Source organism: Amycolatopsis sp. NPDC049159 (genome assembly GCF_040648295.1).
Taxonomy (GTDB): Bacteria; Actinomycetota; Actinomycetes; order Mycobacteriales; family Pseudonocardiaceae; genus Amycolatopsis; species Amycolatopsis pretoriensis_A.
In genome coordinates, this window is the sequence record NZ_JBEZDL010000031.1 from 16,245 (window position 1) to 41,417 (window position 25,173).

General features: G+C 75.2%; 1 protein-coding gene. It reads right to left on the minus strand.

What is annotated here, in order from left to right; all coding sequences use genetic code 11:
- Window position 1 precedes the first annotated feature (1 nt).
- Complete coding sequence (locus tag AB0B33_RS41140) at window positions 2-25,150, minus strand: type I polyketide synthase (RefSeq protein WP_360782192.1); 25,149 nt, start codon at window positions 25,148-25,150, stop codon at window positions 2-4.
- Window positions 25,151-25,173: the final 23 nt, after the last annotated feature.

Genomic DNA, 25,173 nt, shown 5'->3' on the forward strand with positions numbered 1-25,173 from the left:
CTCAGCCCTCCCGCTCGAGTCCGGACCCGTCGCCGAGCCGGCCCAGTTCGTGGTCGATGAAGGCGAACACCTCGTCCGTGCTGGCCGCGTCGAGCCGCTCGGAGACGTCTTCGCCGGCGGGCTCCGCGTCGGCGATCTTCGCCAGGAGCCGGCGCAGCCGGGCCGCGACGTCCGCCTCGGCGAACTCGCCCGCCGTGCCCGCGGCGACCAGCTCTTCGAGCCGGTCGAGCTCCGCCGGCAGCGAAGCCGCGGCGGCCGGGGCCGGGGCCAGCTCGGCCCGCAGGTGCGCGGCGAGCCCGGCCGGGGTCGGGTAGTCGAAGACGACGGTCGCCGACAGGGTCAGCCCGGTCGCGGCGGTGAGCCGGTTGCGGAATTCGACCGCGGTCAGCGAGTCGAAGCCCAGTTCGCGGAATTCCAGCCCGGCCCCGACCTGCTCGGCCGGGTGGCCGAGCACCGCCGAAACCTGGGTCCGCACCAGGGAAAGCAGCGTCCGTTCCTGCTCGCTCTCCCGCATCGAGGCCAGCTGCCCGCGCAGGTCGGCCGCGGCGGCCCGGTCCGGACCGGCGGCCGCGCTGCGGCGGCCGGGCCGGCCCACCGGGCGCAGCAGCCACGGCAGCTCGCCGCGCGTGCGCAGGGTCGGGAGGTCGACGCGCACCGGGACGACGTGCGCGAGGTCGCCGGCCACCGCGCGGTCGAACAGCTCGGTGCCCTGCTCGGCGCCCAGGGGCGGCATCCCGCCGCGGACCATCCGCTCGCGGTCGGCGTCGGTCAGGTCGCCGGTCATGCCGGTGTCCCAGGCACCCCACGCGAGCGACAGCCCGGCCAGCCCGCGGCCGCGGCGATGCGCGGCGAGGGCGTCGAGGAACGCGTTCGCGGCCGCGTAGTTGGCCTGCCCCGGCGTGCCGATGGTGCCGGCCACCGAGGAGAACACCACGAACCCGGCGACGTCCCCGGCGAGTTCGTGCAGGTGCCAGGCCGCGTCGAGCTTCGGCGCGAACACCTTCGCCAGCCGTTCCGGGGACTGCGACGCGAGCACGCCGTCGTCGACGACGCCCGCGGTGTGCACGACGGCGGTCAGGTCGGGCACCCCGGCGAGCACCGCGGCGAGCGCGTCCCGGTCGCCGACGTCGCAGGCCACCACCCGCACGTCGGCACCGGCCAGCTCCGCGACCAGTTCACCGGCCCCGTCGGCCGCCGGCCCCCTCCTGCTGAGCAGCAGCAACTTCCGCGCCCCCCGAGCCACGAGGTGCCGGGCGAAGACCCGCCCCAGCCCACCGGTCCCCCCGGTGATCAGGACGGTCCCCTCCGGGTCCCAGCCCGCACTTTCACGTGAAAGTGCGGGGCCCAGGTCGGCACTTTCACGTGAAAGTGCGGCTCGGGTGAGGCGGGCGACGCTCAGGGTGCCGTCGCGCAGGAGGAGCTGCGGTTCGCCGGTGGCCAGTGCCGCGCGGATCGTGTCGCCGTCGGGCTCGTCGGCGTCCAGCAGGACGAACCGGCCGGGTTCCTCGGACTGCGCCGAGCGCACCAGGCCCCAGACCGCGGCCGCGGCGACGTCGTCCCCGGCGACCGCGCCGCGGGTGACGAACACCAGCCGCGGTGCCGGGCTTTGCAGGTATTCCAGGACTTCCGCGGTGAGCGCGTGGGCCGAAGCCGCCGCGTCGGGCCCGCCGGTGACCGGGATGGCGAGGACGTCGGCGCCGGCCGCCAGCGCGGTCGCGAAGTCCGGGTGGGCCTCGACGCCGAGCGCGGTGGCGAGGTCGGTCCCGACGGCCGCCCAGGTTTCGGTGCCCGGCTCGGGAAGCGGGACCGGCGTCCAGCGCAGCTCGAACAACGCGTCGGCCTCGGCGGGGGCCTCGGCCGCGCGGAGGGTGACGCCGGTCGCGGTCAGGACCGGCTTCCCGGCGTCGTCGGCCAGCGCCAGGGACACGGAGTCACCGCCCGCGGGGGTGATCCGGGCGCGGGCGCGGGTCGCGCCGGACGCGTGCAGGGTGACGCCGGTCCAGGCGAACGGCAGCCCGGCCGGGGCGCCCTCGCCGAAGCCGATGGCCTGCAGGGCCGCGTCGAGCAACGCCGGGTGCAGCCCGAACCGGCCGGCATCCAGGCTTTCGGGCAGGGCCAGTTCGGCGTAGACCTCGGCACCGGAGCGCCAGACGCGGTGCAGGCCCCGGAACGCGGGCCCGTAGGCGAACCCAGCTTCGGCCGCCTGGGCGTAGAAGTCCGTGAGGTCGGCCTCGACGGCCCCGGCCGGCGGCCACGTGCCGGGCACCGCCTCGGCGGGCACGGCGCGCGGGACCAGCGTGCCGGTCGCGTGCCGGGTCCAGTCTTCGTCGGCCCGCGAGGAGATCGTCAGCTCGCGGCGGCCGCCTTCGCCGGGCTCGCCCACGGCCAGCTGCAGCACGACGGCGCCGTCCGGGTCGAGCACGAGGGGCACGGCCAGGGTCAGGTCTTCGACCGCCGCGCAGCCGACCTCGTCGGCCGCGCGGACCGCGAGTTCGAGGAAAGCCGCGCCGGGGAACAGGATCGTGCCGCCGACGACGTGGTCGCGCAGCCACGGCTGGGTCGCCGCGGACAGCCGTCCCGAGAAGACCACGCCCGGCGAGTCGGCCAGTGCGAGGGTCGCGCCGAGCAGCGGGTGCCCGGCCGGGGTGAGGCCGAGGCCGGTGGCGTCGCCGCCGGCGGCCGGCAGCGGCCAGAACCACTCGTGCTGGAAGGCGTACGTCGGCAGCGCCACCCGCCGGGCCTTCGGGAAGCGGGCGGCCCAGTCGACGGCGACCCCGGCGACGTGCAGCCGCGCGAGGGCCTCGGCGACCGCGGCGGCTTCGTCGCGGTCCTTGCGCTGCACCGGGATCACGTGCGCGGCCGGCTCGTCGACGACGGCGGTGAGCGTGGCGTCCGGGCCCAGCTCGGCGAACACCGTGACGCCGGCCTCGGTGAGCCGCTCGATCGCGTCGCCGAAGCGGACGGTGTCGCGGATCTGGCTGACCCAGTACGCCGGAGAAGTCACGTCGCCCGCCGACACGACCGGCACCCGAGGCTCGGCGAAGTCCAGTTTCGCGACGACGTCGCCGAACTCGGCGAGCATCGGTTCCATCAGCACGGAGTGGAAGGCGTGCGAGACGCGCAGGCGCCGGTGCTTGGCGAACTTCGCCGCGACCGCGACGACGGCGTCCTCGTGTCCGGAAAGGACGACCGAGCCGCGGCTGTTCACGGCGGCGACGTCGACGCCTTCGCCGACGAACGGGAGAACGTCCTCTTCGGACGCCCGCACCGCGACCATCACCCCGCCGGTCGGCAGCGCGCCCATCAGCCGGGCCCGTGCCGAAACGAGCGCGCACGCGTCCGGCAGGGACAGCACGCCGGCCACGTGGGCGGCGGCGATCTCGCCGACCGAGTGCCCGGTGACGAAGTCGGGGTGCACGCCCCAGGACTCCAGGAGCCGGAACAGCGCGACCTCGAAGGCGAACAGCGCGGGCTGCGCGAACTCCGTGCGGTCGATGCGGGTCTCGTCGTCGAGGGCGGCCCGCACGTCCGGGTCGAGCAGCGCCAGCACCTCGTCGAACGCGGCCGCGAACACCGGGTGTGCGACGTACAGGCCGCGTCCCATGTGGATTCGCTGCGAACCCTGGCCGGAGAAGAGGAACGCGACCGGCGGGGCGACGAGCGCCTCGCCCTGCACGGCGGCGTCCCCGGCGGCGATGGCCCGCAGCCCGGCGACGACCTCGGTGAGTTCGCTGCCGACGACCGCGGCGCGGTGCGTGAACGCCGCCCGGGTCACCGCGGCCGAGAACGCCAGGTCGCTCATCGGGTTGTCGGTCGCTTCCCAGTGTTCGGCCAGGCGGGCGGCCTGGGCACGCAGAGCTTCGGGCGTGCGGCCGGAGACCACGACCGGCACCGGACCGGCGTCCGCCGTGGTCGCCCGGGGTGCGGGCTGCTCGGCCGGCTGCTCGAGGATGACGTGGGCGTTGGTGCCGCTGATCCCGAACGACGACACCGCCGAGCGGCGGACGCGGTCCACCTCGGGCCACGCCGTGGTGTCGGGGACCAGGTCGACCGCGCCCTCGGACCAGTCCACATGGGACGACGGTTCGGCCGAGTAGCGCGACTTCGGGACGACGCCGTGCCGCATGGCCTGGACCATCTTGATCACGCCCGCGACGCCGGCGGCGGCCTGGGTGTGGCCGATGTTGGCCTTCACCGAACCCAGCAGCAGCGGCGTTTCGCGGTCCCGGCCGTAGGTGGCCAGCAGGCTCTGCGCCTCGATCGGGTCGCCGAGCGGGGTGCCGGTGCCGTGGCCTTCGACTACGTCCACATCGGACGTCGTGAGCCCGGAGACCGTCAGCGCCTGGCGGATCACGCGTTGCTGCGAAGGGCCGTTGGGGGCGGTGAGGCCGTTGGACGCGCCGTCCTGGTTGACCGCCGAACCGCGCACCACCGCGAGGACTTCGTGGCCGTTGCGGCGGGCATCCGACAGCCGCTCCAGCAGGACCACGCCGACGCCTTCGGCCCAGCCGACACCGTCGGCGGAGTCGGAGAACGACTTGCACCGGCCGTCCTGCGCCAGGCCGCCCTGAGCCGAGAAATCGACAAAGGCACCCGGCGTCGCCATCACCGTGACACCGCCGGCGATCGCGAGTTCGCAGTCCCCGGCCCGCAGGGCCTGGGCCGCCCAGTGCATCGCGACCAGCGACGACGAACACGCCGTGTCGATGGTGACCGCCGGGCCTTCGAGACCGAGCGCGTAGGCGACGCGCCCGGACATGACGCTGCCCGCGGTGCCGATGCCGAGGAAGCCGAGGGCCTCCTCCGGGAACTGCACGCCCTGGCCGTAGTCGTGGTACATCACGCCGGCGAACACGCCGGTTTTGCTGCCGCGCAGGGAAAGCGGGTCGACGCCGGCGCGTTCGATGACCTCCCACGACGTTTCCAGCAGCAGCCGCTGCTGCGGGTCCATCGCGAGGGCCTCGCGCGGCGAGATGCCGAACAGGCCGGGGTCGAACATCCCGGCCTCGCCGAGGAAACCGCCTTCGCGGACGTACGAGCGGCCGCGGTCGGCGCCGAAGAGCCCGGCGAGGTCCCAGCCGCGGTCGGCCGGGAAGGGCCCGACGCCGTCGCCGCCGTCGAGGACCAGCTGCCACAGCTGCTCGGGCGAGGTGACCCCGCCCGGGTAGCGGCAGGCCATCGACACGATGGCGATCGGGTCGTCGGCGACCAGCGCCTTGACCGTGGTGCGGGCGACCGGGACGTCCTCGCCGGCCAGTTCGCCGCGCAGGAAGCCGGCCAGCACGACCGGGGTCGGGTGGTCGAACACCAGGGTCGCCGGCAGCCGCAGGCCGGTCGCGGTGGCGAGCTGGTTGCGGAACTCGACGGCGGTGAGCGAGTCGAAGCCGAGGCCGCGGAACTCGCGCTCGACGTCGACGCTCGCGGCGTCGAACCCGAGCACGGCGGCGACCTGGGTGCGGATGACCTCCAGCAGGGCCTTGCGCTGTTCGCTCTCGCGGAGGCCGGACAGCCGCTCGCGCAGGGCGTTCGCGGCCGGAGTCGCCCGGCCCGCACCGCGACGGCTGCGGCGGCCGACCGGGCGCAGCAGCCACGGCGGTTCGGCCAGGCCGCGCAGCCGCGGCAGGTCGATCAGCACCGGCACGAGCGCGGGTTCGGTGAGCGCGACGGCCCGGTCGAAGAGCGCGCAGCCCTGCTCGACCGGCAGCGGCGGCATGCCCGCGCGGACCATCCGCTCGCGGTCGGCGTCGGTGAGGGTGCCGACCATGCCGGTCTCCCACGCGCCCCACGCCAGCGACGTCGCGGCGAGCCCGCGGGCGTGCCGGTGCGCGGCGAGCGCGTCGAGGAAGGCGTTGGCGGCGGCGTAGTTCGCCTGCCCCGGCGAGCCGATCGTGCCGGCGACCGAGGAGAACAGGACGAACGCGTCGACGTCGCCGGCCAGCTCGTGCAGGTTCCAGGCGGCGTCGGCCTTCGGGCGCAGCACGGTCTCGAGGCGGCCGGGATCGAGGGAGCCGAGGACGCCGTCGTCGAGGACCCCGGCGGCGTGCAGGATCGCGGTCAGCGGGCGGTCGGCCGGGATGCTTTCCAGCAGGTTCTCCGCGGCGGCGCGGTCGGCGAGGTCGCAGGCGGCGATGGTGACTTCGGTGCCGTGCGCGGCGAGTTCGGCGACCAGTTCGACGACCCCGTCGGCTTCCCCGCCACGACGGCTGGCGAGCAGGACGTGCTTGACGCCGTACTCGGCGGCCAGGTGCCGGGCGAAGACGCGGCCGAGCCCACCGGTGCCCCCGGTGATCAGGACGGTCCCTTCCGGGTCCCAGCCCGCACTTTCACGTGAAAGTGCGGGGCCCAGGTCGGCACTTTCACGTGAAAGTGCGGCTCGGGTCAGGCGGGCGGCCCGGGCGGTGCCGTCGCGCAGCAGCAGTTGCGGTTCGCCGGTCGCGATCGCGGCGGGCAGTCCGGCCAGGGAGGCGTCGTCGACGTCGGCGAGCACGAACCGGCCCGGGTTCTCGGTCTGCGCGGAGCGGACCAGGCCCCAGACGGCGGACGCGGCGAGGTCTTCCCCGGCGACGGCGCCCTCGGTGACGAAGACGATCCGGGTGCTCTCGTTCGGGGTCTGCAGGATGGCGAGGACGTCGGCGGTGACCCGGCGGACGTCGGCGAGCACGTCGGTGCCGCCGTGCACTCCGACCAGCAGTACGTCCGGCTCCGCGGCCAGCGCCGTGGCGACGTCCGGGTACTCCGTGCCCAGCTCCGCGAGCCGGCCGCCCAGTACCGCGTAGCTTCCCTCGGGTTCGGCACCGGGCAACGGCAGCCAGTCGACGCGGAACAGCGACTCGGGCCCGGACTCGACCGGCGTCGCCGCGCGCAGGGTCAGCGCGTCCACCGACAGCACCGGCGCACCGGTCTCGTCCGCGAGGTCGAGGGTGACCGAGTCGTCGCCGGCCCGCGCGATCCGCGCCCGGACCCGGCGCGCGCCCGTGGCGTGCAGTTCCGCGCCCGCCCACGAGAACGGGAGCCCGCCCGGCACTGAATCAGCGAAAGAGATCGCGTGCAGCACCGAGTCGAGCAGGGCCGGGTGCAGGCCGTAGTCCTCGTGGTCGTCGCCCGGCAGCTCGGCTTCGGCGAAGACTTCGCCGTCACGCAGCCACACCCGGCGCAGGCCGCGGAACTGGGGCCCGTAGGCGAACCCGGCCTCGGCGAAGTTCTCGTAGAACCCGTCCAAGTCCACTTCGGACGCTCCGGCGGGCGGCCACTCCCCCGCGTCGAAGCCGGCCGGGAGCGTGCCCGGGGCCAGGACGCCGGTGCCGTGGCGGATCCACTCGGCGTCGGCGCGCGAGGACACGCTGACCTCGCGGCGGCCGTCCGCGTCCGGGGTGCCGGCCACGACCTGCACGAGCGTCGCGGCGGACAGCACCAGCGGCGCCGCCACCGTGAAGTCCTCCACGCGGCCGCAGCCGACGTGGTCGCCGGCGCGCACCACCAGTTCGAGGAACCCGGCGCCGGGGAACAGGACCTGGCCGCCGATGACGTGCTCGTCGACCCACGACGGCGAGAGCCGGCCGGAGAAGACGACCTCGCCGGAGCCGGCCAGCTCGGTGACCGCGCCGAGCAGCGGGTGCCCGGCCGCGGTGATGCCGAGCTGCCCCGGGCCCGGGATGAGCCGCGGCCAGTAGCGCTGCCGCTGGAACGCGTACGTCGGGAGCGGGACGCGCCGGGCGCCGGTGCCGTCGAAGAGCGCGGTCCAGTCCACCGGCACGCCGTTGACGTGCAACGCGGCCAGCGTGGTGACGGCGGTCGTCTCCTCGTCGCGCCCGGCACGCAGCACCGGGGCGAGGACTTCGCCGTCGACGAGCGCGGTGAGCACGGCGTCCGGGCCCAGTTCGGCGAACGCCGTGACACCGGCCTCGAGCAGGCGCGCGGTCGTGTCGGCGAAGCGGACGGTGTCGCGGACCTGCCGCACCCAGTACTCCGGCGAGGTGAAGTCGCCGATGACCGGGATTTCCGGTGCGGCGAAAGCCAACCCGGCGACGACCGCGCGGAAGTCGTCGAGCATCGGGTCCATCGCCGCCGAGTGGAAGGCGTGCGACACAGCGAGCCGCTTGGTCTGCTCGAAGCCCGCCGCCGCGGCCAGCACGGCGTCTTCGGCGCCGGAGAGCACGACCGACGACGGCCCGTTCACCGCGGCGAGCGAGACGCCGCCGGTCAGCAGCGGCCGGACCTCGTCCTCGGTGGCGCGGACGGCGACCATCGCGCCGCCGGACGGGAGCGCCTGCATGAGCCGGGCGCGGGCCGCGACGAGCGTGCACGCGTCGGCCAGCGACAGCACCCCGGCGGCGTGGGCCGCGGCGATCTCGCCGACCGAGTGCCCGGCGAGGAACGCGGGCCGCACGCCCCACGAGCGCACCAGCCGGAACAGCGCGACTTCGAGCGCGAAGAGCGCGGGCTGGGCCCAGCCGGTCTCGTCGAGCAGCGCGGGGTCGTCGCCGAAGACCACTTCGCGCAGCGGACGCGGCAAGGCGGTGTCGAGGTGCGCGCAGACCGCGTCGAAGGCGTCGGCGAAGACGCCGAACCGTTCGTAGAGCCCGCGGCCCATGCCGAGCCGCTGCGCACCCTGGCCGGTGAACAGGAACGCGACCGTCCGCTCCCGCGCGATCCCGCGGGCGACCGGCGTGCCGTCGACCAGCACGGCCCGGTGTTCGAACGCCGAGCGCGTGGTGGCGAGCGAGAACCCGGCGTCGAGCGGGTCGAGGTCGCGGGGCAGGGCGGCGAGCTGCGCGTCGAGGGCGGCTTCGGACCGGCCGGCGACCGGCCACGGCACCACGCCCGGCGTGACCTCCCGCCGCGGTTCGACGGGAGCGGCGGCCGGGGCCTGCTCGATGATCACGTGCGCGTTGGTGCCGGACAGGCCGAACGACGAGACGCCGGCCCGGCGCGGGTGCCCGTTCTCACGCCACTCGACGGGCTCGGTGAGCAGCTCGACCCCGCCCGAAGTCCAGTCGACGTGGGTGGAGGGCTCGGTGACGTGCAGGGACGCCGGGATCCGTTCCCGTTGCAGGGCCAGGATCATCTTGATGACGCCGGCGACGCCCGCCGCGGCCTGGGTGTGGCCGAGGTTGGACTTCACCGACCCCAGCAGCAGCGGCCGTTCACGTTCTTGACCGTACGCGGCCAGCAGCGCCTGCGCCTCGATCGGGTCGCCGAGGGTCGTGCCGGTGCCGTGGCCCTCGACGACGTCCACATCGGACGGACGCAGTCCCGCACTGGCCAGGGCCTGCCGGATCACGCGCTGCTGCGAGGGGCCGTTGGGCGCGGTGAGGCCGTTGGACGCGCCGTCGGAGTTGATCGCCGAACCGGCGACCACCGCGAGGACGTCGTGGCCGTGCCGGCGTGCGTCGGACAGCCGCTCGACGACGAGCACGCCCACGCCTTCGGACCAGCTCGTGCCGTCGGCCGAGTCGGAGTACGCCTTGCACAGCCCGTCCGGCGCGAGGCCGTTCTGGCGGCTGAAGCCGACGAAGCTGACCGGGGTGGCCATGACCGTGACGCCGCCGGCGAGCGCGAGGTCGCACTCCCCCGCGCGCAGGGCCTGCGCCGCGAGGTGCAGCGCGACCAGCGAAGACGAGCACGCCGTGTCGATGGTCATCGCCGGGCCTTCGAGCCCGAGCACGTAGGACAGGCGGCCGGACACGACGCTGGCCGCGACGCCGGTGCCCGCGTGAGCCTCGACGTCGGTGGCGGAGCGGACGATCACGCCGGCGTAGTCCTGGCCGTTGGTGCCGACGAAGACGCCGGTGCGGCTGCCGCGCAGGCCGGTCGGGTCGATGCCGGTGCGCTCCACGGCCTCCCACGACGTCTCCAGCAGCACGCGCTGCTGCGGGTCCATCGCCAGTGCTTCGCGCGGGGAGATGCCGAAGAACTCGGGGTCGAAGTCGGCGGCGTCGGGCAGGAACCCGCCGCGGTCGACGTAGCTGCTGCCGCGCCCCTCGCCCGCCAGCGCGGACATGTCCCAGCCGCGGTCGGCGGGGAACCCGGTGATCGCGTCGCGGCCTTCCGACAGCAGCGTCCACAGGTCCTCGGGGGTGCGGACGCCGCCGGGGAAGCGGCAGCTCATGCCGACCACGACGATCGGGTCGTCGGTGGCGTTCGCCGGGCCCGCCACGGCGGTCGCCGGGACGTCGCCGCCGAGCACTTCGACGAGGAGGAATTCGGCCAGGGCAGCGGGGTTCGGGTGGTCGAACACCAGGGTCGCGGGCAGGCTCAGCCCGGTCACGGCGTCGAGCCGGTTGCGCAGCTCGATCGCGGTGAGCGAGTCGAACCCGAGGTCCGAAAACGCCCGGGTGGCGCCGATTTCCGCGGTTCCGCCGTGCCCGAGCACGGTGGCGACGTGCTCGCGGACCAGGTCCAGCAGCACGCTCGCACGTTCGGCCGCGGGGGCCGCGAGCAGGCGCGTGGCCAGTGCTCCCCCGGTGGCCGGTTCGGTGGCCAGGTCGGCGAGGACCCGGCGGACGACCGGCAGGTCGGCCAGCAGCGGGCTGCGGCGGATGCTCAGCAGCGACCGCAGGACGTCGGCGTTCTGGATGTCGGCGACGACGAGCTGCGCGGCCGGGCCGCCCGCGTCGGCGAGCACGGTGACGGCGAGGTCGGGGTCCAGGCCACCGCCGAGTCCGGCGGCCATGCCGTCACCGGCCCAGGCGCCCCACGCGATCGAGGTCGCGGCCTGCCCGCGGGCGCGCCGGGCTTCGGCGAGCGCGTCGAGCACGGCGTTGGCCGCGGCGTAGTTGGCCTGGCCGGGGTTGCCGACGGCGCCGGCGACGGAGGAGAACAGGATGAACGCGTCGAGGTCGCCGGTCAGCTCGTCGAGCAGCAGCGCGGAGTCGACCTTCGCGCTGAACACGGCGTCGAAGCGGTCCGGGGTGAGACCGCCGAGGACGCAGTCGTCGAGGACCCCGGCGGCGTGCACGACGGCGTCGGGCCGGTGAGCTTCGAGGAGTTCGGTGAGCTGCGCGCGGTCCGCGACGTCGCAGCGGACGACGACGACCCGCTCGTCGGGACCGGGTTCGCCGCCGGAGCGGCTGGCCAGCACGACCCGCTCGGCGCCCTGGCCGAGCAGCCACTTCGTGACGTGGCGGCCGAGCGCGCCGGTGCCGCCGGTGACGAGGACGGTGCCGCGCGGCTGCCACGGCGTGGCCGCGGCGGTCGCCGGGACGAGGCGGCGGCCGTAGACACCCGAGGCGCGGACGGCGATCTGGTCGTCGTCGCCGTCGAGGGCCCCGGCGAATCTGGCGAGGAGCCGGGCGTCGAGGTCGGCCGGGAGGTCGGCGAGACCACCCCAGCGGCGCGGGTACTCCAGCGCGGCGACGCGGCCGAGACCCCAGATGGCCGCCTGGGCGGGCGCGGTGACCGGATCGGCCGGGCCGGTGGACACCGCGCCGCGGGTGACGCACCACAGCGCCGTGTCGGCACCGAGGTCGTCCAGGGCCTGGATGAGCGCGGTGGTCTCGGCGAGCCCGAGCAGCGAGACGACCGTCGGGGCGACGTGCGGGCGCAGGAGGCCGGCCAGCTCTTCCCGGTCCACAGTGGACACGGTCAGCGAAGTACCCAGGGCGGCCGCGACCTCGCGGACCCACGGGTCGTCCGTGGGCGGGACGAGGACCAGCCGGTCACCCGCCGTCGCGGTCGAAGCGGGCAAGGGGCGCCATTCGACGCGGTAGCGCCAGCCGTCCACAACGGACTGGCGCTGCCGTCGCGCGCGCAGGGCCGACAGGGCGGGGACGACCGACTCCAGCGCCGGGGCGTCGACCTGGAGGTCCGCCGCCAGCGACGCGAGGTCGCCGTTCTCCACCACCGACCAGAAGGAGTCGTCCGCCGCGGCGCGCGCGGCGGGTTCCGGCCAGTAGCGGCGGTGCTGGAAGGCGTAGGTGGGCAGGTCCGTGGCCCGGGCGCCGGTGCCGGCGAACCAGGCGGCCCAGTCGATCCGGGTGCCGATCCGGTACAGCGTGGCCACCGCGGCGGCCACGGCGGCGCGGTCGCCGCGGTCGCGGCGCAGCACCGGGACGACCGCCGCACCCGCGACGTCGACCAGCGCGGTGAGCACGGCGTCCGGCCCGACCTCGACGAACGCCGTCACGCCACGCTCGGTGAGCCCGGCGACGGCGTCGGCGAACCGGACGGTGCCGCGGACGTGCCCGACCCAGTACTCCGGGTCGGTGACGTCCCCGGCGGAGACGACCGGGATCTCCGGCTCGGCGAACGTCAGCCCGGCGACGACCGCGCGGAAGTCGTCGAGCATCGGGTCCATCAGGTGTGAGTGGAACGCGTGGCTGACGGCGAGCCGCTTGGTCTTCTCGAACCGCGCCGCCACTTCCAGCACCGCGTCTTCGGCGCCGGAAAGCACGACCGAACGCGGCCCGTTCACCGCGGCAAGGTCGACCTCGCCGGTCAGCAGGGGGCGGACGTCCGCTTCGGAGGCTTCGACGGCGACCATCGCGCCCCCGGGCGCAAGCGTTTGCATCAGGCGGCCGCGGGCGGACACCAACGTGCACGCGTCTTCCAGGGACAGCACCCCGGCGACGTGCGCGGCCGCGATCTCGCCGACGGAGTGCCCGGCGACGAAGTCCGGCCGCACGTCCCACGACGCCAGCAGCCGCACCAGGGCGACCTCGATCGCGAACAGCGCGGGCTGCGCGTGCCCGGTCTGGGCCAGTGCGTCGGCGTCCGTGCCCCAGATGACGTCCCGGAGTCCGGGGTCGAAGAAGGCGAGCACCTCGTCTAGGGCGGCGGAGAAGACCGGGTAGGCCTCGGCCAGTTCGCGGCCCATGCCGAGCCGCTGCGCGCCCTGCCCGGTGAAGAGGAACGCCGGCACCGGCGGGCGGCCGGTCTCGGTGGCGCCGGTCAGTGCCCGCAGCTCGCGGACCGCGGCTTCCGGTTCGGTGGCGACGATCGCGGCCCGGTGCGCGAAGCTCGCGCGGGTCGTGGCCGCGGCGAAGGCGACGTCGAGCAGTTCACCGGACGTCTCGAGCCGCTCGGCGAGGCGGGCGGCCTGGTCCCGCAGCGCGTCGGCGGTCCGGCCGGAGACGACGAGCGGCACCGGGATCGCGGCCGGCTCCTCGCGCGGGGTTTCCGGGCGCGCTTCGGGCGCTTCGAGGATGACGTGGGCGTTGGTCCCGCTGATCCCGAACGACGAAACCCCCGCGCGGCGGGCCCGGCCCACCGACGGCCAGGGAACGGCCTCGGCGACGACCTCGACCGCACCGGCTTCCCAGTCCACATGGGACGACGGCTCGCCGACGTGCAGCGACTTCGGCACGACCCCGTGCCGCATCGCCTCGATCACCTTGATCATCCCGGCGACGCCGGCGGCGGCCTGCGTGTGCCCGATGTTGGACTTGATCGACCCGAGCAGCAACGGCGTGCCGCGGTCCTGCCCGTAGGTCGCCAGCAGCGCCTGGGCTTCGATCGGGTCGCCCAGGGTGGTGCCGGTGCCGTGCGCTTCGACGACGTCGACGTCCGAAGTGGACAGACCGGCGCTGGCGAGTGCGGCGCGGATGACGCGCTGCTGCGACGGCCCGTTGGGCGCGGTGAGCCCGTTCGAGGCGCCGTCCTGGTTGACCGCGGAACCCCGCACCACGGCGAGGATCCGGTGCCCGTGGCGCAGTGCGTCGGACTGCCGCTCGACGACCAGCAGGCCCGCGCCTTCGGACCAGCCGGTGCCGTCGGCGTCGTCGGAGAACGCCTTGCAGCGGCCGTCGGGGGCGAGGCCGCTCTGGCCGCTGAACCCGATGAACCCGCCCGGCGTCGCCATCACGGTCACGCCGCCGGCGAGGGCGAGATCGCACTCCCCCGACCGCAGCGACTGCGCGGCCAGGTGCAGCGCCACCAGCGACGACGAGCACGCGGTGTCGATGGTCATGGCCGGGCCCTCCAGGCCCAGCACGTACGACAGCCGGCCGGAGGCGACGCTCGCGGCCAGGCCGGTGCCGGTCTGCCCGCGCAGGTCGGCGTCGGTGGTCATGAGCAGGTCGGAGTAGGTCTGGCCGTTCGTGCCGACGAACACGCCGGTGCGCGAACCCCGCAGGCGCGACGCGTCCAGCCCGGCGCGTTCGAACGCCTCCCACGACACCTCGAGGAGCAACCGCTGCTGCGGGTCCATCGCGACGGCCTCACGCGGCGAGATCCCGAAGAACGCGGCGTCGAATTCGGCGGCGTCGTAGAGGAATCCGCCCGCCTGGGTGTCGCTGGCGGCCAGCGCCGCGGCGTCCCAGCCGCGGTCGGCCGGGAAGCCCGAGACGGCGTCCCCGCCCGAGGCGACCAGGTCCCACAGCCCGTCGGGACCGGTGACGCCACCCGGGAAGCGGCACGCCATGCCGACGACCACGACCGGGTCGTCGGACACCGGCCCGGTGACCACGACGGCGGTGCCGGTGCCGGCCGAGCCGACCAGCTCGCCGCGCAGGAACTCCGCGACCGCGCCCGGGGTCGGGTAGTCGAACACCAGCGTCGAGGGCAGCCGCAGGCCGGTCACCGCGGCGAGCCGGTTGCGGAACTCCACCGCGGTCAGCGAGTCGAAGCCCAGCTCGCGGAACTCCCGCGTGGTCTCGACGTCGTCGGCCGCGTGCCCGAGCACGGTCGCGACCTCGGCAGCGACGTGCCCGGTGAGCACCCGCAGCTGCTCGGCCGGGCGCATCCCGGCGAGCTGTTCGCGCAGCGACCCGCGCACGTGCTCGGCGTCGCCACCCGCGCGGCGGCGGCCCGGCCGGGCGACCGGGCGCAGCAGCCACGGCAGCTCACCCTGGGCGCGCATCGCCGTGAGGTCGACGCGCATCGGCACGACCACGGCGCTCGGCGAGCGGGTCGCCCGGTCGAACAGCCGGATGCCCTGCTCGACGGTCAGCGGCGGCACGCCACCACGGGCCATCCGCTCGCGGTCGGCGTCGGTGAGCGTGCCGACCATGCCGGTTTCCCAGCCACCCCAGGCCAAGGAGAGCGCGGCGCGGCCTTCGACGTGGCGGCGCTGGGCGAAGGCGTCGAGAAAGGCGTTGGCGGCGGCGTAGTTGCCCTGCCCGGCCGAGCCGACCGTGCCGGCGACCGAGGAGAAGATGATGAACGCGGCCAGGTCGAGCTCGCGCGTCAGCTCGTCGAGGTGGAAGACGGCGTCGGCCTTGGGCCGCAGCACGGTGTCCAGGCGCGCCGGGTCGAGCGAGGCGACGACGCCGTCGTCGAGGACGCCCGCGGTGTGCACGACACCCCGCAGCGGGTGCGCGGCCGGGATCCGGGCGAGCACGGCGGCGAGCTGGTCGCGGTCGGCGACGTCGCAGGCCGCGATGGTGACGTCGACACCCAGCTCTTCGCGCAGCTCGGCCGCGCCGGGAGCGTCGGGCCCGCGGCGGCTGGTGAGCAGGAGGTGCCGGACGCCGTAGGTGCGCACGAGGTGGCGGGCCAGCTCGCGGCCCAGCCCGCCGGTGCCGCCGGTGATGAGCACGGTGCCGTCGGGTTCCCAGCGCGGCGGCAGGGTCAGCACGATCTTGCCGACGTGCTTCGCGCGGCTCATGTGCCGGAACGCGGCCGGGGCCTGGCGCAGGTCCCAGCTCCGGATCGGCAGCGGGGTGAGGACGCCGTCTTCGAACAGCCGCAGCAGCTCGACGAGCAGTTCGGCGGTGCGGTCGGGCCCGGCCTCGCCGAGGTCGAACGCGCGGTAGCGGACCCGCGGCAGCGCGGCGGCGTCGCGGATGTCGGTCTTGCCCATCTCGAGGAACCGGCCGCCGTCGGCGAGCAGGTCCAGGGAGGCGTCGGCGAACTCGCCGGTCAGCGCGTTGAGCACGACGTCAACGCCCGAGCCGCCCGCGCCGCCGATCACGCGGCGGAAGTCGGCGCCGAACTCCAGCGAGCGCGAGGAGGCGATGTGGTCGTCGGCGACGCCGAGTTCGCGCAGGACGTGCTGCTTGCCCGCGCTCGCCGTGGCGAAGACCTCGGCGCCGAGGTGGTGGGCGAGCTGGATGGCGGCCATGCCGACGCCGCCGGCGCCCGCGTGGATCAGGATCTTCTGGCCGGGCTTGAGGTCCGCGAGGTCGACCAGCGCGTAGTAGGCGGTCAGGAACACCAGCGGGACGGACGCGGCGGTGCGCGCGGACCACCCGGCGGGCACCGGCGCGAGGTAGCGGACGTCGGAGACGCTGTGGGTGCCGAACGAACCGGGCAGCATGCCGAAGACGCGCTCGCCGACGCGGGCCGGGTCGACGCCCGGGCCGGCCGCCTCGATCACGCCGGCGCCTTCCGCGCCGAGGTCGCCGAGCTTGCCCGGGTACATGCCGAGCACGGACAGGACGTCGCGGAAGTTGAGCCCGGCCGCTTCGAGGCGGACCCGGACGTGACCCGCGGGCGGGTCGTCGAGCACGGCCGGGCACGCTTCGGCGCCCAGGTCGTCGATGCCCGCGGGACCGGCGGTGAGCCGCCACGCCGGTACCGCGGGGGGCAGGAGGTCGCCGTTGCCGACGAGGCGGCCGAGCCGGGCGACGCGGACGCTTTCGCCGCGGACGGCGAACTGGGGTTCCCCGGAGACGACGAACCCGGTGCCGGGCAGGGACGCGCCGGCTTCGAGGTCGACGAGGACGAACCGGTCGGGCTGCTCGGACTGCGCCGACCGCACCAGCCCCCAGACGGCCGCGGCGGCGGGATCGGCGATCCGGTCCCCGGGCTCGACGGCGACGGCTTCCCGGGTCACGAAGACGACCCGGCGGGCCCGCTCGTCGGCGTTCTGCAGCACGCCCAGCGCGTGGGCGGTCACTTCCCGGACGGCGGTGAGCAGGTCGTCGTGCCCGGCGCCGATCGGGACCAGGAGGACGTCCGGTTCCAGGGCCAGTGCCGTTTCGAGGTCCGCGCAGGGGCGGGCCACCGCCGCCAGCTGCGGGTCGTCGCCGAGCAGGGCCCAGGTGCCCGCCGGTGCGTCCTTGGCCAGGGCGGCCGGGACCCACGTGGTCTGGAAGAGGGAGTCGTCGTCCGCGTCGCGCTGGGCCGCTTCGCGCAGCTGGAGCGACTGGACGGTCAAGACCGGCTCGCCGGCCTCGTCGGTGACCGCGATCGCCACCGACTCGCGGTCCACCGGCGTGAAGCGGGCACGGATCCGCGTCGCGCCCGAGGCGTGCAGCGACACCCCGGACCACGCGAACGGCAGGCCGCCCGCGATCGTGTCGAGCCGGTGGAGGGCGTGCAGGGCCGCGTCGGACAGGGCCGGGTGCAGGCCGTAGTCGCCGTCGGCTTCGCCGGGCAGCTCGGCCTCGGCGAGCAGCGTGTCGCCGTCCAGCCAGGCCCGGGTCAGGCCGCGGAAAGCGGGTCCGTAGGCCAGGCCGGTCGCGGCCAGTTCCGGGTACACGGTGGACACGTCGAGCTCAGTCGCCCCGGCGGGCGGCCACTCCCCCGGCGGCGCCGCCGGGTGTTCCCCGACCGCGACGAACCCGGCCGCGTGCTGCACCCACTCGGCGTGCGGGCCGGTGCCGCGGGCGGAGATGGTCAGCTCGCGGCGCCCGGCGTCGTCCGGGCCGCCGGCGGCGATCTGCAGCAGCACCGGCTCGTCCGGGCGCAGCCACAGCGGCGCGGCGATGGACAGGCTTTCCACGGCCGAGCAGCCGACCTGGTCCGCCGCGCGGACGGCGAGGTCGAGGAACCCGGTGCCGGGGAACAGCACGTGCCCGCCGACGACGTGGTCGGCCAGCCACGGCTGGGCGTCCCGCGAAAGCAGCCCGGACAGCACGACACCGCCGGAGTCGGCGAGGTCGACGGCGAAGTCCAGCAGCGGGTGCCCGGCCGGGGTCAGCCCGAGGCGCTCGACGGCGCCGCGGCCCGGCACCACCCGCGGCCAGTAGTGCTGCCGCTGGAAGGCGTACGTGGGCAGGGTGATCCGCCGGGCGCCGGTGAACCACGGCGTCCAGTCGACGTCGGCGCCGGCAACGTGCAGCCGGGCCAGTCCATTGAGGACGGTCTCGGCTTCGGGGCGGTCCTTGCGCAGCAACGGGGTCACGAGTGCGCCGGGCTCGTCGACCAGTGCCGAGAGGACCCCGTCCGGGCCGATCTCGACGAACGCCGTGACGTCCAGGTTCGCGAGGACGTCGGCGAAGCGGACGGTGTCGCGGACGTGGCGGACCCAGTACTCCGGGTCGGTGACGTCGCCGGTGGTGGCGAGCGGGGTCCGCGGCGGCGTGAACGCCAGCCCGGCGACGACCGCGCGGAAGTCGTCGAGCATCGGGTCCATCAGGTGCGAGTGGAACGCGTGGCTCACCTTGAGCCGCTTGGTCTTCTCGAACGTCGACGCCACCGCCAGCACCGCGTCCTCGGCGCCGGAGAGCACGACCGCGCGCGGGCCGTTCACCGCGGCGATGTCGACGCCGCCGGTGAGCCGGGCGCGAACGTCCTCTTCGGACGCTTCGACGGCGACCATCGCGCCGCCGCGCGGCAGGGCCTGCATCAGGCGGCCGCGGGCGGTCACCAGCGCGCAGGCGTCCTCGAGGGACAGCACGCCGGCGATGTGCGCGGCGGCGATCTCGCCGACCGAGTGCCCGGCGACCCGGGCGGGCCGGACGCCGTGCGCCTCGGCCATCCGGGCCAGGGCGACTTCGAGGGCGAACAGCGCCGGCTGCGCCCAGCCGGTTTCGGCGAGCAGGCTCTCGTCGTCGCCCCACAGGACGTCCCGCAGGCCGGGGTCGAGGTGGGCGAGGACGGCGTCGAGCGCGGCGGCGAACGGCTTCGAGGTGCGGTACAGCTCGCGGCCCATGCCGAGCCGCTGCGAGCCCTGGCCGGTGAACAGGAAGCCCACCGAGAGCGCTTCCGCGGTTCCCCGCGCGATCTCGCGGACGCCGTCCGGCGTGGCCGAAAGCACCGCGCGGTGCGGGAAGCTCGCGCGGGTGGTGGCCAGGGAGTACCCGGCGTCGAGCGGGTCGGGCCCGGCCTCGGTGAGCCGGGCGATCTGGGCGGTGAGGGCGTCCTCGGTCTTGGCCGACACGACCCACGGCACGACCGGAACCTCCGGTCGCGGTGCGGGGACGGGCCGCGGCTCGGGTGCTTCGAGGATGACGTGGGCGTTGGTGCCGCTGATCCCGAACGACGAAACACCCGCTCGGCGGGCCCGATCCACCGCGGGCCACTCGACGGCTTCGGAGACGACCTCGACCGCGCCGGCTTCCCAGTCCACATGGGACGACGGCTCGCCGACGTGCAGCGACTTCGGCACGACCCCGTGCCGCATCGCCTCGATCACCTTGATGACCCCGGCGACACCCGCGGCCGCCTGCGTGTGCCCGATGTTCGACTTCACCGACCCCAGCAGCAACGGCGTCTCACGGTCCTGCCCGTACGTCGCCAGCAGCGCCTGCGCCTCGATCGGATCGCCCAGCGTCGTCCCGGTACCGTGCGCCTCGACCACGTCGACGTCCGAAGTGGACAGATCGGCGTCGGCCAGCGCGGCGCGGATGACCCGCTGCTGCGACGGGCCGTTCGGCGCGGTCAGGCCGTTCGACGCACCGTCCTGGTTGACCGCGGAACCCCGCAGCACGGCGAGGATCTCGTGCCCGGCGCGGAGCGCCTCGGACTGCCGCGCCAGCACCAGCACGCCGACACCTTCGGACCAGCCGGTGCCGTCGGCGTCGTCGGAGAACGCCTTGCAGTGGCCGTCCGGCGCGAGGCCGTTCTGGCCGCTGAAGCCGACGAACCCGCCCGGCGTCGCCATCACCGTGACACCGCCGGCCAGCGCCAGGTCGCACTCCCCCGCCCGCAGCGACTGCGCGGCCAGGTGCATCGCGACCAGCGACGACGAACAGGCGGTGTCGATGGTCATCGCCGGGCCTTCCAGGCCCAGCACGTAGGACAGCCGGCCGGACACGACGCTGCCGGCGATCCCGGTGCCGGTCTGGCCGCGCAGCTCGACGTCGGCGGTGAGGAACAGGTCGGAGTAGGTCTGGCCGTTGGTGCCGACGAACACGCCGGTGCGCGAGCCGCGCAGGCCGGTCGCGTCCAGCCCGGCGCGTTCCAGTGCCTCCCAGGACACTTCGAGCAGCTGGCGCTGCTGCGGGTCCATGGCGACGGCTTCGCGCGGGGAGATGCCGAAGAACCCGGCGTCGAATTCGGCGGCGTCGTAGAGGAACCCGCCCGCGCGGGTGTCGGAGGCGGCGAGCGCGGCCGCGTCCCAGCCGCGGTCGGTGGGGAAGCTCGACACCCCGCTGCGGCCGCCGGCGACCAGGTCCCACAGGTCTTCGGGGCTCTCGACCCCGCCGGGGAAGCGGCAGGCGACCCCGACCACGACGATCGGGTCGTCGTCCCGCCGTCCGGTGGTCACCGCGGCGGGGGTGGCCGCGTCGCCGAACAGCTCGGCCAGCACCAGCCGGGCGACCGCGACCGGCGTCGGGTGGTCGAACACCAGCGTCGAGGGCAGCCGCAGCCCGGTCACCGCCGCCAGCCGGTTGCGCAGCTCGACGGCGGTCAGCGAGTCGAAACCCAGGTCGGAGAACGACTTCCCGGCCCCGACCGCGGCGGGATCGGAGTGGCCGAGGATGGTCGCGGCACGGCCGCGGACGAGGTCGGTGACCTTCGCGAGCCGCTCCTCGTCGCTCAGGGCGCGCAGCTGCCCGGCGAGGTCGGCGGCGGCACCGGACGTCGTGGCGGCCGAGCGGCGGATGCCCCCGGCCAAGCCGCGCAGGATCGGCGGCAGCTCGTCGAGCAGGCGCAGGGCGGCGAGGTCGACGGCGACCGGCACCACCAGGGCCCGCGGCAGCGCGAGGGCGGCGTCGAACAGCGCGAGGCCGTGGTCGAGTTCGAGCGGCGGCATGCCCGAGCGGGCCATCCGCGCGCGGTCGGCTTCGGCGAGCGAGCCGGCCATGCCGACCGTCCACGAGCCCCAGGCCAGCGAGTGGGCGGGCAGGCCGGCGGCGTGGCGGTGCTCGGCGAGGGCGTCGAGGAAGCTGTTGGCGGCGGCGTAGCTGCCCTGCCCGGCGCCGCCCATGATCCCGGCGACGGAGGAGAACAGCACGAACGCGTCGAGGTCGTGGGTCAGCTCGTGCAGGTGCCACGCGGCGGCGGCCTTGGCGGCCAGCACCGGAGCGAGCCGCTCCGGGGTGAGCGCGGTGACGACGCCGTCGTCGAGCACGCCGGCCGCGTGCACGACCGCGGTCAGCGGGTGTTCGGCCGGAACCGTGGCGAGCGCGGCGGCCAGGTCTTCGCGGTCGGCGACGTCGCAGGCGCGGATCTCGACGTCGACGCCGAGTTCGTCGCGCAGCTCACGGGCGCCGGGCGCGTCCGGGCCGCGGCGGCTGAGCAGCAGCAGGTGCCGGACACCGTGCTCACGCACGAGGTGCCGCGCGAGTTCGGCCCCCAGTCCCCCGGTGCCGCCGGTGATCAGGACCGTCCCGTCCGGATCCCAGGCCGCACTTTCACGTGAAAGTGCGGCCCCCAGGTGGGCACTTTCACGTGAAAGTGCGGCGTCCACGCGGGCGAGGCGGGGGGCGCGGGCGGTGTCGCCGCGCAGCTGCAGCTGGGGTTCGTCGAGGGCGAGGGCACGGGCGATGGTCGCGTCGGTGGTCTCGGCGTCGACGTCGAGGAGGACGAAGCGGCCCGGGTTTTCGGCCTGGGCGGTGCGGATCAGGCCCCAGACGGCCGCGGCGGCGAGGTCGCCGGCCTCGGTCACGAAGACCAGCCGCGACGCCGCGGACTGCTCGTCCGCCAGCCAGTCCTGCACCAGTTCGAGGGCGCGGGTGGTCAGCGTGGTGAGGTCGTCCAGGGGACTGCCGTCGCCGGCCAGCCGGACGAGGGTGACGTCGGTGGCGCCTTCCGGGGGCAGCACGACCGGCACCCAGCGCGGTTCGAACAGCGAGTCCACCTCGGACTCCGCGGCCACGGCTTCCGCGCGCACCGAGCCGACCGACGCCACCGGCTGCCCGGCGGTGTCGGTGAGGGCCAGCGACGGGCCGTCTCCCACCCGGACGCGGACGCGGGCCGCGCCCGCGGCGTGCAGCGAAACCCGCGTCCACCGGGTGGGGTACCCGGTGATCCCCGCGACCCGCAGCGCCTCCTCGAGGAGCCGGGGGTGCAGCCCGAACCGGGCCGTCTCCGCTTCGTCCTCCCCGAAAGCGACCTCGGTGGAGGAGTCGTCGGCGAATTGTTCGTGGTGTGCGCCGGTGGCGAGGACGCCCTCGGCGCGGCGGATCCAGCGCCCCTCGGTCCGGGTGTGGACCTCGAGCCGGCGGCGACCGGTCCCGTCCGGCTCGCCGACCGAAAGCTGCAGGTCGGCGGCCTCGTCGGCGGCGAGGACCAGCGGGGCGCCGAGGGTGAGTTCTTCGACCAGGTCGCAGCCGAGGTCGAGCCCGGCGCGCAGGGCGAGTTCGACGAACCCGGTGCCCGGGAACACGCCGTCGGTGAGCCACGGGTGGGTGCGGGCCGAGATGCGGCCGGTCAGCAGCAGGCCGTCGGACCCGGCCGGGGCCAGGGACGCGCCGAGCAGCGGGTGGGTCACCGGGTCGAGCCCGAGCCCGGCGGCGTCGGCGGCGACGTCCACAGTGGACGGCCAGAAGCGTTCGCTCTGGAACGGGTACGTCGGCAGGGAAACCGTGCGCGCGCCGGTGCCGGCGAAGAACGCCGGCCAGTCGACCCGCACGCCGGCGGTGTGCAGCCCGGCCAGCGCCGCGGTCAGCACCGCGGCTTCGTCGGAGTCCCGGCGCCCCAGCGGAATCGCGGTGCCGTCCCCGATCAGCGGGGTGAGCGCGGCGTCCGGGCCCAGCTCGGCGAGTACCGAAGCACCGGACCCGGCGAGCCGCGCCACGGCGTCGGCGAACCGGACCGGTTCCCGCACGTGGCTCACCCAGTACTCGGGCGACGTCACGTCCCCGGAAGCGATGAACGGCAGCACCGGCTCGGCGAACGACAACCCGCCCACGACCGCGCGGAAGTCGTCGAGCATCGGGTCCATGAGCGGCGAGTGGAACGCGTGCGACACCGAAAGCCGGCGCGGGCGCTCGAAGTGCGCGGCGGCGGCGAGCACGGCGTCCTCGGCGCCGGACAGCACGACCGACCGCGGCCCGTTGATCGCGGCGACGGCGACGTCGCCGCCCAGGTACGGCCGGACGTCCTCCTCGCTCGCGCGGACGGCGACCATCGCGCCCCCGGCGGGCAGCGCCTGCATCAACCGGGCCCGGGCACCGACCAGTACGCAGGCGTCGTCGAGGGACAGCACACCGGACACGTGCGCGGCGGCGATCTCGCCGACCGAATGCCCGGCGACGAAGTCGGGCCGGATCCCCCAGGACTCCAGGAGCCGGAACAGCGCGACCTCGATCGCGAACAACGCGGGCTGCGCGTACCCGGTCTGGTCCAGGGCGGCGGCGTCGTTGCCCTGCAGCACTTCGCGGACGGCCGGGTCGAGCCGGTCGAGCGAAGCGGCGAGTGCGTCGGCGAAGACGGGGAACCGCGCGGCCAGCCCCCGGCCCATCCCCGGCCACTGCGCGCCCTGGCCGGTGAAGACGTACGCGAGCGCGGGCGGCCGCTCGACCGAACCCGTGACCACGCCGGGCGCGTCCCCGTCCGCCAGCCAGGCGGCCAGCGCCGCACGAGGGTCCGGGTCGAGGACGCTCAGCCGCTCTTCGAAGGCCGACCGGGTGGTGGCGAGGGAGTAAGCGACGTCCAGCGGATCGCCGGTGACGTCGACGATCTGGGCGACCTGGGCCCGCAAGGCCGCCGGGGTGCGCCCGGACAGCAGCCACGGCGCCGGAACGTCCGCCCGCTCGGTCTCGACGGCCGCCGCGACGGGCGCCTGCTCGATGAGGACGTGGGCGTTGGTGCCGCTGACCCCGAACGACGAGACCCCGGCCCGGCGCGCACGATCGACCGCGGGCCACGGCTCGTTCGCGGTGGCGAGCCGCACCGCACCGGAGCTCCAGTCCACATGGGACGACGGTGTCTCCGCGTGCAACGTCCGCGGCACGACCCCGTGCCGGATCGCCTCGACCACCTTGATGATCCCGGCGACCCCCGCCGCCGCCTGGGTGTGCCCGATGTTGGACTTGACCGACCCCAGCAGCAGCGGCGTCCCGCGGTCCTGCCCGTAGGTCGCCAGCAGCGCCTGGGCTTCGATCGGGTCGCCGAGCTTCGTGCCGGTGCCGTGCGCCTCGACGACGTCGACGTCCGAAGTGGACAGTCCGGACGCGGCCAGCGCGGCCCGGATCACGCGTTGCTGCGAAGGTCCGTTGGGGGCGGTGAAACCGTTGGACGCGCCGTCGGAGTTGACCGCCGTGCCGCGGACCACGGCGAGCACCTCGTGCCCGTTGCGCTGCGCGTCCGACAGCTTCTCCAGCACCAGCACGCCGACGCCTTCGGACCAGCCGGTGCCGTCGGCGTCGTCGGAGAAGGCCTTGCAGCGGCCGTCGGCCGAAAGCCCGCCCTGGCGGCTGAACTCCAGCAGCGACCCGGGCGTCGACATCACGTTCACGCCCGCGGCCAGCGCGAGGGTGCACTCCCCCGCCCGCAGCGCCTGCGCGGCCAGGTGCACCGCGACCAGCGACGACGAGCACGCCGTGTCGACCGTGACGACCGGGCCTTCCAGGCCGAGCGTGTAGGCCACCCGGCCGGACAGCGCGCTCGCCGCGATGCCGGTGCCGACCGAACCGTCGGCGTCGGCCAGCGAACGGACCATCAGGTACGCGTAGTCCTGCCCGTTGGTCCCGGCGAAGACGCCGGTCCGGCTGCCTCGCAGCCGCCTCGGGTCGAGGCCGGCCCGCTCGATCGCCTCCCAGGACACCTCCAGCAGCAGCCGCTGCTGGGGGTCCAGGGACACCGCCTCGCGGGGTGAGATCCCGAAGAACCCGGCGTCGAAGTCCGTGACGCCGTCGAGGAACCCGCCCGCCTGGCTGACGCCCATGCCCCGCTCGTCCACTCGAGCGCCGGTGACCGCCTCGACGTCCCAGCCGCGGTCGGCCGGGAACGGCCCGATCGCGTCACCGCCGGCTTCGAGGAGCCGCCACAGCGCTTCGGGGCCGCGGACGCCGCCGGGGAACCGGCAGCCCATGGCCACGATGGCGATCGGCTCCGTGGCGGCGGCGCGCAGCTCCTGGTTCTGCCGCTTGAGCCGCTCGGACTCCTTCATCGCGGCACGGAGTGCTTCGACGACCCGGTCGCTCGGGGTGGACATGTGTCAGCTCCGTAGGTTCATCG